This window comes from Clostridium sp. HCP1S3_C6 (genome assembly GCF_052066735.1).
Classification (GTDB): Bacteria; Bacillota; Clostridia; order Clostridiales; family Clostridiaceae; genus Clostridium.
Genome location: NZ_JBQHRN010000032.1, coordinates 16,460 through 28,723, shown reverse-complemented (window position 1 = coordinate 28,723; position 12,264 = coordinate 16,460). Strand labels below are relative to the sequence as shown.

Below are 12,264 nucleotides of genomic sequence, written 5' to 3'. Positions count from 1 at the left end.
TTTTTAAATTCTTCTGAATAAGTTTTTCCTTTCATAAATTACCTCCAATAATTACTATATTTAGTATAACTTATACCAATATCCTTTGTCCAAATAATTATAGGGGCTTAAGAGATGGTATTAAATTTATTATCCAATTATTATTGAGTAATTCATCATTTACATTAATGATTTTTTCTAATTGTTCTGTATAATAATTTAAACCACTGGACTTATTGTTCTTAACATCTAGTATATACCCTCCATTATAATTATCGAATTCCGGATTTCTTTGTTTTTCGTAATTTTTATCATATAACCAGTATTGATGATAATCACTGATATAATATATTTCATTTTCATCATCATAATTTACATTTGACAATATACACATACAATCACCCCATTTTATTAAATATATTTATTATATTCTAATAAATATATTTAGATAATTTGTTTAATTAATATGTATATTATGTAAATTATATATTTTTTGATTGTTTTATAACAAAGTTTGATCAAAATATCCACTACAAATGGCTTATTTCCAGAAGAACCAAATAGTGCTTTTATAACAAGGTCAAATCAAAATTAATCATTTAATATAAGTAATCAGATTATTTTTTTTATAAAGTTTAAACTAAATAGTAGATTTCTAACGTAGTTAAGCCATTTATAAGTATTTCTACACTAAATAATGATTAAACTTTATTTAAAAGTCACAAAAATCACATTTAATTTTTCATTTAGTTTTATATTAGTTGCTTATTTGATTTTCTGTTTTATACAGCTATCCCAGTAATAAATTATAACTATCCATATATGCTATAATTACACCAATTATATTAATTTGATTTATATCCTTATTACCTTTTAGAATATCTAATGTATTCACATATCTTATATATATTAGCTTCATTACAACACTTTTCATTTCATCAGCATATTCTATTTCATTACAATTTCTGTTTGTTCTAATAACTATCTTTTTTTATATCCACTTAATTTTTCTTCCACAATTGTTGTGGTCAAGCATTTTTGTAACATCTAACCCTAATTATTGTTAAATCTTGCTTCAAATGGAGTTAATCCATTATTAAAAGTATGTGGACGTAAATGGTTGTACCACACATATGCATAATCATAGGTACAATCATTTAGTTCTTTATCATTATAATAATAATGTTGATTGATAAGTTCTCGCTTTAAAGTATTAAAATAACGTTCCATTGAAGCATCGTCGTAGGGATAACCTGCTTTACTCATACTTTGAGTGTTAGTGGTAAAATAAATTTGGTTCTTCCGCAAATATTCGTTTTTACATAACATCAATTTTGCAGCGAGAAGTTTTTGACTACACCTACCATACATTGTTCGTTTTATCATTTTTAATTTGCTGTTAGTACCTTCAACAAATCCATTACTTAGAGAACTACAAACTGAATTTTCAATAGCTTCAATATCTCTTAATAAGCCCCTAGTAAAAGAAGATATTTCTGAAATATCTGTTTGCATATATTTTTCTATAAATATATACAATAATGTTAAACTCTTGTTTTTAAACAATTCTCTAAATTCAATGATACATTTTTTTAATTCTAATATTTTAGGATGATTAAGAATTATATAATCTTTCTCTACTTTATCTAATTGGGCATCCATCCATAAATAATCAAAGATGTAATTCCTCTTTATATAAATATATTTAGTATCACTAGCACCTTTACTGGTTTTTATACTATTGTTATTAGGAGAATATTTGTTTATATTAAGATTATTATCCTTAACAATTTTACGAATCATATGTCTGGCATTGCTTCTTGATAGATTGTATCCTTCAGTTATTAATATATCTATAATTTGCTTTTCAATATACCCATCAATTATCAAACTAATAATTCTATTTTCATAAGGATTATATCTTTTTCTGAGATGTTTGCATAAATCATATGGATTGCCTTTGATATATTTTCTTATGGTACGTCTATCTTTGCCTAGTAATCTTGATATTTCACTTATTGAATAACCTTGTTTTTTCATTTGTTGTATTTTATGTATTAATTTAATGCGTATTTGTTCAGCATCTGTAAAGTTATCCACAGTTTTTAGGATTTTTTTTACTAGGTTCCTCATTATGTGAATTAGTTTGATTTTCAATTTTAATACTTGAAGGAATTTCTTTATATAAGGCTTTTTTTATGGCTTGTAGTAAATTTTGGTGAATATGAAATCTATCTGCAATTTGCATTACCCCTGGCAATTCTTGTTCAATAACTTTAGCATAAGCGCTTGCGCGGTCTCGGGTAACTGTTTTTATATGTTTATTTTGTTTTAACCATTTTGATAGTGTTTTACCATCTCTACCATCTAATATAGTTATGGGATTATGTGTTTTTTCATCAACAATAATTGTTCCATAATTATGCCTTTTCTTAAAAGCAAAATCATCTATTCCAACAGTGCTACTGCAAGTATTTGTATTCATAGCATCATACTTTTTTAGTAATATCTTAATAATTGTATCTCCGCTAACTTTTATTTTCATATTTTTTGCGATACGCGCAGCTCCTTCACAACTTGTTTCTAAAGCTAAACTACATAAAAAATCAGATAATCGTTCTGTCATTCTACTATAATAACTTATAAAACCTTCAAATGATTCTACTATTGTTTTATTAGTGCAATTAATATTCTCACAATCATATTCATAGGCACTAATTTCTAGCCATACTTGTTTATTTAAAATAGGTAAATCCTGAACTTTTCTTGTATAAGTTCCATGATATTTAGTACTAATTTTATTGCATTTAGGGCAAATACAACTACTATTTTGAGATTTTAATTTTATTTTTATATCAGTATCACTTTCAGATACATTAATAATTTTAAATTGTTTGCTTGGAAAAAAATTTTGTAAATCTATTGATGAATCACACATAAAAAATACCTCATATATACATATAAATTAATATACATATTATAACACAAGTACGGATATGTGCGGAAGAACCGAATTTATAGGCTCTTCCGCAAATATTCGTATTAACGGAAATAATATTTGTAAAAGCATTGATAAATGTACATTTAAAATATATGAACACGGATTTTTACGGAAGAACCAATTTATATTGACACCAACAACTGTATCCTAAATTTTCAAATATAACATTTTTCAGATCACCTATTGACTTCACATAGCTGGTCTTGTGGTAGAGTCTGTCTTTTCTATAAATCTAGTGTTTTCAATGCCTTACACTATTTTTTAGCTACTTCTAATCACTTACCATTTTTAGCATTATGTAGTTACTTTTTTATCCTTAATTTCCCTTAATCTGTTAATCTAATTTTATCATGCTACACCTTTGATTTCTACACTAAGTAATTTACATAAACAAAAAAATACCGTTGTGATTGAAGTATCAACATTTCAGTTACAACGATATTTTCTTCTACTTTAGGTTGAAAGGGGGCATAGGAGGTAAAAATTTTGAAAAATACTTTTTAGCTTTATCGTCTAAAAATTACTATTCAATTTTATCTAGCCCTTTGACCCTATTCACTACATTATTAATATTATGCAGTCTTATTTCTTTATAGGAATACCTATTTTGCTACCTCCTATAAATTCTAACTATTATGCATTAAGATTATTATTTTTTTGAATCTAGTGTACTTTAATTATCTTATTTTATTCTTTCTAAATCATCATTAAAATTCAAATATTTATCACCCAAGTCCTTTTTTACTATTTGTATATTTTTTTCAGATAATAGTTCAAATAATTTTTTAGTTACCTCCACTGCATTTAATCCTTCCTCTTTATAAATTTCGGCTAAAAATAAATATATACAAATTTCTTCTGTAACCGTAAACTCTTCACCATGTTCATACTCATTTAAAACTGCTAGAATCACTTGTGCCTCTGTAAATCTCATTTCTCTATAAAATGTTTCAAAATCTTCCCTTACACAATTCCTTAACTCTTCATATTCAAATATCATTCTTCATACCTCCTTATTTTATTCAACATAAATATTTAACTTAATATTAGGAAATTTTCTTCTAAATTCTAATATTATATTAGAACAACTTTGACAACATGGAAGCTCTGAATATAGATTTATTGTTCCTGAAATATTAGGGTCTTTTATCTGTCCAGCAATATCCTCAAGTATCTTCGCTTCAGTATCATGATATCTTGGAAATTTATCAACAACATAAGATGTAAATAAACGTTCATTTTCAGGCTTCAAATATGAAAAGTCGCTAACATTACTGCCCTTGCTCTCAACTGAATTTATTTTGCTATGTGCTACAAATTCCTTTTTTATTCCATCAATATCTACTTCTGCCGCAGCCATATTTCCTCTTTTACTTAAATTAGTATTAGGCATTTCAGATCGAATATTGCTGATTTTATTCTTTAAAGTTTTCTTGACAGCTTCAGCTGCCCCCTTTGGGCAGAGTCTGTCCTTTCTATAAACCTAGCATTTTCAATGTTTTGTTCTATTTTTAACTACTTTTTATCACTTACCATTTTTAGTGTTATGTAGTTAGTATTTCAATATTAAGTTTCTTAAATCTATTACCCTAATTTTATCACACTGCTTGTCTTATTCTTATATTGATTAATATACTTAAATAAAAAATACCGTTGTAATTGAAGTATCGACATTTCAGTTACAACGATATTTTCTTTAAGTGAGAATCTGAATCTTTGATTCAGCTCTTCGAACTTACACCTACGAATACATATGAGTAGTGTGTTTCTTTCTAAACAACAGGGGATAAGGTGGTAAATATTTTAGAAAATACTTTTTAGCTTTATCAACTAGAAATTACTTTTCAATTTTATCTGCCACTCTACCCCCTTTGCCCCTATTCACTGCATTCTTAAAATTATGCAGTAACTTATTTATATACTTTCCGCCGATTTTAATCATTTTAGAACAATTATATTTTTATGCTATCAGATTTAATATAATTATGAAGTGACCTTTATATATTTACTTGATATATTGTCCGCCAACCATACTTTATTAGCACTTAATGTCTTAATACCAAGCTTATTAGCACAAATTTCAAGAATAACTGGCTACCAACATCATGTCTTTTATCAACTTGAAGTACAGTTTCGATATTACATATCACTTATACTTATCATATTTTTCACAGTATATTTATCACCTAAAAGATTACATAATCCAACATATATTTTTTGAACTTTCTTTTTGAAATCTTCCTTATCTCCTTCATTAGCAAATCCAACATACTTAAATTCATTCTTATTATTAAGATATAATGAATCAAATGTATCTTGTAAATCTTCTAATAAACGGCTGATATTTTTATCTTTCTCAACCTCTTCAACTAAATCATTATCAATAAAATCTCCATGTTCATCGTATATCCAAATTGGATAGCATTGATAATCCAACATTAATCGTATTTCCTTCTTCATCTTTTCATACTCCTCTCTTTACTTAGGTATTGATTTAGGATTAGCACCTACTATAAACCCATTATCACCTACTGAAATTGCCACTCTCTGGAGTTTTCCTTCATACATCACCTCATAAATGGTTCTAGTTCTCTGTGTTCCTACAACTTTACCATCTTTTAGGGCAGTCATAATAAAATCTGATATATTATCTTCAGATACTCCTTTAGTTGCAAATTGTTCTGCATGCTTAAGTATATGTTGTAATCCAGCATTATCATTTCCATTTTCTAACCATACTAATTTACCATCAGCAGTTTTTGTTACTGCAACTACATCATCTGGATTATATTTTACACCACTCTTAGATAATTCATCTAATAATTCAGCTGAATTCCATTTAGCTTTACTTACCCCCTTAAATCCAATCTTAGCAAAATCATCTGCAGAAGTTACTCCAACCTTCTTTAATTCTTCTATTGAATTAATTCCAAATTTTCCTAAATTTTCTTCACCTATTATATTTAACTTAACTAAGTCATCTACTGAAGAAAATCCTAGCTTACTTAAATCATCTGCTGATGTTATTCCTTTTGCTAGTAAATCATCTGCATTTATTATACCATTTTTTATCAAATCATCAGAAGACTTTATTCCTGCCTTTACTAAATCATCTACACAATTAGCATTCTTTAAGAATATTCTTTGCCTTAAAACTTTTACTATATTGCCTTCTGACATTGTTAAGTCTAATTTTGATAATAATCCTGTATCTAATGATTCACTTATTGCTGCCTTTGCATAGTTTACTCCTTTATCTGCTATTACTGCAATTACTATATCTCCTACTACTCTTCCTAGCTTTCTTGCTATAGTATTTGCATTTCCATCTCCCATTTCTTCTATGCATTTTTCTGCACTACTCACTATGCTATTTATAAATGCTGCACTTTCACCTGTTATTATTCCTGCTGGTGATATAGCCTTTAATATAAATACAATACCTTCTAGTGCGTTTATAGGATCATCTGCTATACTATAAATCATATCTCCTATTGAATAAGCAGAATCAAACATTCCTAATAAGAAATTTTGTCCTATTGTTAATCCTGTTACATTTGCATTACCTATACCATTTTTAAATAAACGCACCTTTCATAACAAATACTTTGTCGTGAAAGGTACATTTTACTTTTGCTATAAAATTATCTTGACTTATAAATTAACTGAAATAATGTCTATATAATTATATTCTTCCTAAACTTCTATCAGCTTCAACTTGAAGAAATTTAGTTTTAGGTCCCATATACTTCTGTGCAGTCGTAAGAATTTTTTTGTCATTTCCTAATATTTCCAATACAGTTGTTGAAAATATGTTAATTAAGTCCTCATCTTTACAATTAGATACTTCTTCAAAATAGTCAAAAATATTATTTAATAAGTCAACATCCTTATTATCATTTATTAATTTAATAATATCTGGCATAAAAATATCTTCTATTACAACAGTTTCTAATAGTTCTCCATATTCTTCTATTGACTCTCTATACTTATTCTTTGTTGATGGCAAAAATTCTTGCATTACTCTAAAAAACTCTTCTGATTGTTTACTCATCCTTACACTTCCTCCTATTCAAAAAGATTAATTGCTTCTTCTAAATCAGTTACCAAAGCTTCTGCAATATCCAAATCATTTAATCCTAACTCATTACTATTAATAATCTTTTTTAATTGTTTCACTCTTTCGCATGCCTTTTTTAAATGTTTAGTACTACCTTTACTAAATTCATCAACTAAAACTGCTGCTGTTCCACCATCACCTATTATTGCCCCTTTTCTATAAAGTTCATTTGCTATTTTACTTAACTTTTGATTTTGTATTGCTGATAATAGCTTTTCTCTAGTAGTCCCTGTTAATTCAGGCATAGTATCTAATATATTTTGTACTCTTGTTTTATTTATTTCGCTACAACCTTTAAACCCAATCCTAGCAAAATCATCCCCAGAAGTTACTCCAATCTTCTTTAATTCTTCTACAGAATTAAGTCCTAGCTTTTCTAATTCTTCTTCACCTATTATATTTAACTTAACTAAGTCATCTACTGAAGAAAATCCTAGCTTACTTAAATCATCTGCTGATGTTATTCCTTTTGCTAGTAAATCATCTGCATTTATTATACCATTTTTTATCAAATCATCAGAAGACTTTATTCCTGCCTTTACTAAATCATCTACACAATTAGCATTCTTTTAAGAATATTCTTTGCCTTAAAACTTTTACTATATTGCCTTCTGACATTGTTAAGTCTAATTTTGATAATAATCCTGTTACCGGCTCACCCGTAAACGGGTCTATATATTCTTTCATACTTATCTGCCCTGCTATTTGATCTTCTTGAAGTTGATTTTGTATATATTTTTGTATTGCATTTTTGTTTCTTCCTACTGTATCTACATAATATCCTCTGCACCAAAAATGCCTATTTCCATATTTATATTTTAAATTTGCAAATCTATCAAAAATCATCAAACTACTTTTTCCTTTTAATATTCCTATAAATTTTGACACACTCATTTTCGGTGGAATTGCAACAAGCATATGTATATGATCTGGACATGCATTTGCTTCTATTATTTCAACTCCACTTCTTTCACAAATTGCCCTTAATATCTTACCAATTTCAACTTTATATTTTCCATATATTATTTGTCTTCTATACTTTGGAGCAAATACAATATGATATTGACATCTCCATTTAGTATGTGTTAAGTTATCTATGTCGTTCACTACAACGACACCTCCTATGTTATTATTTGCGATTGTCAGTCGCTAACATTTTAACATAGGAGGTTTTTTCTTTATAGTCTTTCTATTTTCTGGGCAGAGCTAAAGCCATATTCTCCACTAGCAGAGCTTAGTGGTTTTATAGACAAGAAAAAGGCTAGACATTTCATATTCAAAAATGTCTAGCCTTCTAAGCTCTATATTTGTTAATACTAAACATCTAAATTTAGTATTAACTTTATCTCTAGTTTTAATTCAACTTTGTTTAAAAAAGTGAGACTTTATTTAAAAAGTTGAAACTTTATTTAAAATATTTAGACTTTGTTTAAAAACTACAAAAATATCTTATTTGGTTGGCAAAATTATTCTACAGTTACAGATTTTGCTAAGTTTCTTGGTTTGTCTATATCATATCCTTTTTCTTTTGCAGTATAATATGCTAAAAGCTGAAGGGCTACAGCTGCAACTATTGGTGCAACCCTATTTGATATTCTTGGAATATATATAACTTTATCAAATACAGATGGATCAAGTTTATCTCCTTCATATGCAACACCTATAACATAAGCACCTCTTGCCTTAACTTCTACTACATTACTTACCATTTTGTCCCTAAGTTGTTCTTGAGTAAGTAATGCTATAACTTTTGTGCCTTCTTCGATTAAAGCTATAGGTCCATGCTTAAGTTCACCACCTGCATATGCTTCAGAATGAATATATGTTATTTCTTTAAGTTTTAATGATCCTTCTAAAGCTAAAGAATAATCTATTCCTCTTCCTAAGAAGAATAAATCTTTTGCACTTGATATAGTTTTTGCAACTTCTTGAATTTGGCTTTCATTTTTAAGAAGATCTTCTATTTTTTCTGGTACTTCTAATAAACCTTCTATTATAAGTTCTTCAATATTTTTATCTAAAGTTCCCCTAAGTTCGCCAAAATAAAGACCTAATGCATACATTACTATAAGCTGAGTTGTATATGCCTTTGTAGATGCAACAGCAATTTCAGGTCCTGCCATAGTATATATAACATGATCAGCTTCTCTTGAAATTGTGCTTCCTACAACATTTGTAACTGCAAGAGTTTTTGCTCCCTTACGCTTACATTCTCTAAGAACTGCTAATGTATCTGCAGTTTCTCCTGATTGGCTTACTGATATAACAAGTGATTTATTAGTAACAAGCGGATCTCTATATCTAAATTCTGATGCAATATCTACTTCTACTGGAATTTTTGCATGTTTTTCTATTGTAACTTTTCCCATAAGCCCAGCATGATATGCAGTACCACAAGCTACTATAAACACTCTGTCTATTGCTTCAAGTTCTTCTTTTGTTAAAGTAAATTCATTAAAATTAATTCCATTATCTTTTGAAATTTTGCCACGCATAGTTTCTGTAATTGCTTTAGGTTGTTCATGAATTTCTTTTAACATAAATGAATCATAGCCACCCTTTTCTGCAGCATCTTGACTCCATGTTACTTTATATATATCTTTCTTAATTTCAGTTCCATCAGCATTTAATAATTTAACTCCATTTTTAGTTATTTCAACAAATTCCTTATCTTCTAATAAGTATACATCTCTTGTATGAGCTATTACAGCTGGAATATCAGATGCTATAAATGTTTCACCTTCTCCAATTCCAACTATCAATGGACTATCTTTTCTTACTGCTATTAATTTATCTGGTTCATTTCCACATATTACACCTAAAGCATAACTACCTTCAAGTTTGTCAGTTGCCTTTACAACTGCAGTAAAAAGATCACCTTCATAATAGTAATCTATTAAATTAGGCACTACTTCTGTATCTGTTTGAGATGAAAATGTATATCCTTCACCTTTAAGCCATTCTCTAAGTTCTAAGTAATTTTCTATAATTCCATTATGAACTACAGTAATATCACCCTTTGAACTTTGATGTGGATGTGAATTAACATCTGATGGTTCGCCATGAGTAGCCCATCTAGTATGTCCTATACCCACTGTACCTTTAAGTGGAGTTGCCTGTAAATCCTTTTCTAAATTTTTAAGTCTACCTTTACGTTTAACTACACTAACATGATTATTTTCAACTACAGCTACACCAGCTGAATCATATCCTCTGTATTCTAATTTTGACAATCCTTCTATTAAAAATGAAGTTGCTTGCTTATTTCCAACATAACCTACTATTCCACACATATTTTTCTTCCTTCCATTTAATTATTTTTCATTATTAAAACTCACCCAAGCTACATAATTAAAATAAGGCATAATAATCCTAGAGTCTAAAAGCCTTAAAAATGAAAGTTTTAACACCTGACTGAATTTGTACTATAAATCACTTTATAGCTTTACCAGTCGTTTACGGTAGTGTGTGATACCGTGGGACATCCGCCGAAAATTTCGATACTCCCCATCCTCGTCAACTAATAAAATATATATTATTAGTTCTGGCGCTTTTTTCTTAATTTTTATTTACTTACTTTCATATACCATCTCCTTATTATACTTTACTTTATGCCATATTATTCATTCTATCATATTTTTTTTAATTGTCCATATCTAATGTTTTTTAAAAAACACCATCTATTTTTATTATTAACTTTAATATTAAGGAAAGCAATTAACATTATTGTTAAATATTATGGTATACTATTTTTTATTAAGAAAATATATCTTTAATGAGAGGTGTAATAAAATAAATGAACTCAGAAAAAATACATGCAAGATTTAGAGAAGTATTTAGTTTAAAATGGGATAATGCTTCTCCAGAAGAAATCCGTTCTTCAATATTATCAGGTTCTAAACTTCAAGGTACTAATATGTGTATATTAATTCTTGCAATATTTATAGCATCCATAGGTCTTAACATGAATTCCACAGCAGTTATTATTGGCGCCATGCTTATATCCCCACTAATGGGTGGAATAATTGCAATTGGTTATGGTATAGCTACTGATGATTTATCCTTTGCAAAACTTGCTGCCTTTAGGCTTACATTTCAAGTAACTATATGTATAGTTACCTCTGCTCTATACTTTACAATTTCACCTATATCCACAGCCCACTCTGAACTTCTTGCTAGAATAAGCCCTACAATATGGGATGTTTTAATTGCTATTTGTGGTGGTTTTGCTGGTATTATAGGTTTAACAAGAAAGGAAAAAGGTAATGTTATTCCAGGCGTTGCTATTGCTACAGCATTAATGCCACCACTTTGTACTGCAGGATACGGTCTTGCAACTCTTCAATTAAAATTTTTCTTAGGTGCATTATATTTATTCTTTATAAATGGATTTTTTATATGCTTAACTTCAATTATTGTAATGAGACTATTAAAACTTCCATGCAAAGAAATTATTAATGAAAAGGCTCGTACAAGACTTCATAGAAATATAAAAATTATTGCCATTGTTACAATAATACCAAGTGTAATATTTGCCTGGGATATTGTGATAGATAGTATGTTTGATAATAATGTTAATAACTATATAAATAATGAATTTGATTTTGAAGATACACAACTTGTTCAATATAAAGTTGATAAAGATAATAATACACTTGAAGTTGCTCTTTTAGGTAAGAGAATAGATGATAATACAATTAAAAAGCTTCAAAATGACTTATCAAATTATAATCTTTCAAATATAGAACTACATGTAACACAAACTGAAGTTTCTGATGGAATAACATCAGACGAAATAGAAAAGCTTATTGCAAAAGAAATTGATAATACTGATAATAAAGATGAACTAGAAAAATTAAAGTCAGAAAATATAGCCTATAAAGCACAGCTTTCAAAACTTGACAGCGAAAAATTTGATTATGAAAAAATAACTAAAGAATTAAAAGCCTTATACCCTCAAATAAAATCTTGCTCTATTGGTACACAGCATTCTTATGATACATCTAATAATAGTTCAAATACTGATTTAGTTTTAATTTTATCATTACCAGCTGCACTAACAGATCAAGAAAAAAATCAAATTACTTCATGGATAAAAGCATCAACTGAAACTACATATAATATTAAAATAATGGAAGAAATATCATAAAAAAATGTGCTTAAA

At 28.1% G+C, this 12,264-nt stretch carries 10 protein-coding genes and 3 pseudogenes; 1 reads left to right on the top strand and 12 read right to left on the bottom strand.

Annotated features, from left to right (window positions below):
- Positions 1-97: 97 nt before the first annotated feature.
- From ACTNAO_RS10555 to glmS, 12 genes and pseudogenes are all read right to left on the bottom strand, one after another.
- Positions 98-373 (bottom strand): hypothetical protein, encoded by a 276-nt coding sequence (locus ACTNAO_RS10555; RefSeq protein WP_441028803.1) that lies wholly within the window; start codon positions 371-373, stop codon positions 98-100.
- Between the two features lie 659 nt (positions 374-1,032).
- Positions 1,033-1,254 (bottom strand): annotated as a pseudogene (locus tag ACTNAO_RS10550) (integrase core domain-containing protein); the annotation flags it as partial.
- A 90-nt stretch (positions 1,255-1,344) separates the two neighbouring features.
- Positions 1,345-1,641: pseudogene (locus ACTNAO_RS10545) on the bottom strand (transposase); the annotation flags it as partial.
- Between the two features lie 430 nt (positions 1,642-2,071).
- A complete protein-coding gene (locus ACTNAO_RS10540) occupies positions 2,072-2,917 on the bottom strand; it encodes an ISL3 family transposase (protein WP_441028807.1) in 846 nt (281 codons plus the stop codon).
- A gap of 745 nt (positions 2,918-3,662) precedes the next feature.
- Positions 3,663-3,980, bottom strand: a complete 318-nt coding sequence (locus ACTNAO_RS10535) for a hypothetical protein (RefSeq protein ID WP_441028809.1) — start codon at positions 3,978-3,980, stop codon at positions 3,663-3,665.
- Positions 3,981-3,998: 18 nt separating this feature from the next.
- Positions 3,999-4,373 (bottom strand): deaminase domain-containing protein, encoded by a 375-nt coding sequence (locus ACTNAO_RS10530; protein WP_441028811.1) that lies wholly within the window; start codon positions 4,371-4,373, stop codon positions 3,999-4,001.
- 746 nt (positions 4,374-5,119) lie between these two features.
- On the bottom strand, positions 5,120-5,440 hold the full coding sequence (locus ACTNAO_RS10525; RefSeq protein ID WP_441028813.1) for a hypothetical protein: 321 nt from the start codon (positions 5,438-5,440) through the stop codon (positions 5,120-5,122).
- An 18-nt stretch (positions 5,441-5,458) separates the two neighbouring features.
- Complete coding sequence (locus ACTNAO_RS10520; RefSeq protein ID WP_441028815.1) at positions 5,459-6,571, bottom strand: hypothetical protein; 1,113 nt, start codon at positions 6,569-6,571, stop codon at positions 5,459-5,461.
- Between the two features lie 94 nt (positions 6,572-6,665).
- Positions 6,666-7,034, bottom strand: coding sequence for a DUF7674 family protein (locus ACTNAO_RS10515; RefSeq protein ID WP_441028817.1), 369 nt, complete (start codon positions 7,032-7,034; stop codon positions 6,666-6,668).
- Between the two features lie 14 nt (positions 7,035-7,048).
- Positions 7,049-7,612, bottom strand: a complete 564-nt coding sequence (locus ACTNAO_RS10510; protein WP_441028819.1) for a hypothetical protein — start codon at positions 7,610-7,612, stop codon at positions 7,049-7,051.
- A 142-nt stretch (positions 7,613-7,754) separates the two neighbouring features.
- Positions 7,755-8,207: pseudogene (tnpA, locus tag ACTNAO_RS10505) on the bottom strand (IS200/IS605 family transposase); the annotation flags it as partial.
- Between the two features lie 359 nt (positions 8,208-8,566).
- Positions 8,567-10,393, bottom strand: coding sequence for a glutamine--fructose-6-phosphate transaminase (isomerizing) (gene glmS, locus ACTNAO_RS10500; protein ID WP_441028821.1), 1,827 nt, complete (start codon positions 10,391-10,393; stop codon positions 8,567-8,569).
- A gap of 503 nt (positions 10,394-10,896) precedes the next feature.
- On the opposite strand from glmS, the gene ACTNAO_RS10495 reads away from it, so the two are divergent.
- Positions 10,897-12,249: a DUF389 domain-containing protein gene (locus ACTNAO_RS10495; RefSeq protein WP_441028823.1), complete on the top strand. Its 1,353-nt coding sequence runs from the start codon at positions 10,897-10,899 to the stop codon at positions 12,247-12,249.
- Positions 12,250-12,264 lie beyond the last annotated feature (15 nt).

Bases quoted from the DNA above. Each gene is read 5' to 3' on its own strand.
- ACTNAO_RS10515 (WP_441028817.1), bottom strand. From the start codon at position 7,034: ATGAGTAAACAATCAGAAGAGTTTTTTAGAGTAATGCAAGAATTTTTG.
- ACTNAO_RS10535 (WP_441028809.1), bottom strand. From the start codon at position 3,980: ATGATATTTGAATATGAAGAGTTAAGGAATTGTGTAAGGGAAGATTTT.
- ACTNAO_RS10540 (WP_441028807.1), bottom strand. From the start codon at position 2,917: ATGTGTGATTCATCAATAGATTTACAAAATTTTTTTCCAAGCAAACAA.
- ACTNAO_RS10555 (WP_441028803.1), bottom strand. From the start codon at position 373: ATGTGTATATTGTCAAATGTAAATTATGATGATGAAAATGAAATATAT.
- glmS (WP_441028821.1), bottom strand. From the start codon at position 10,393: ATGTGTGGAATAGTAGGTTATGTTGGAAATAAGCAAGCAACTTCATTT.
- ACTNAO_RS10530 (WP_441028811.1), bottom strand. From the start codon at position 4,373: ATGCCTAATACTAATTTAAGTAAAAGAGGAAATATGGCTGCGGCAGAA.
- ACTNAO_RS10525 (WP_441028813.1), bottom strand. From the start codon at position 5,440: ATGAAGAAGGAAATACGATTAATGTTGGATTATCAATGCTATCCAATT.
- ACTNAO_RS10495 (WP_441028823.1), top strand. From the start codon at position 10,897: ATGAACTCAGAAAAAATACATGCAAGATTTAGAGAAGTATTTAGTTTA.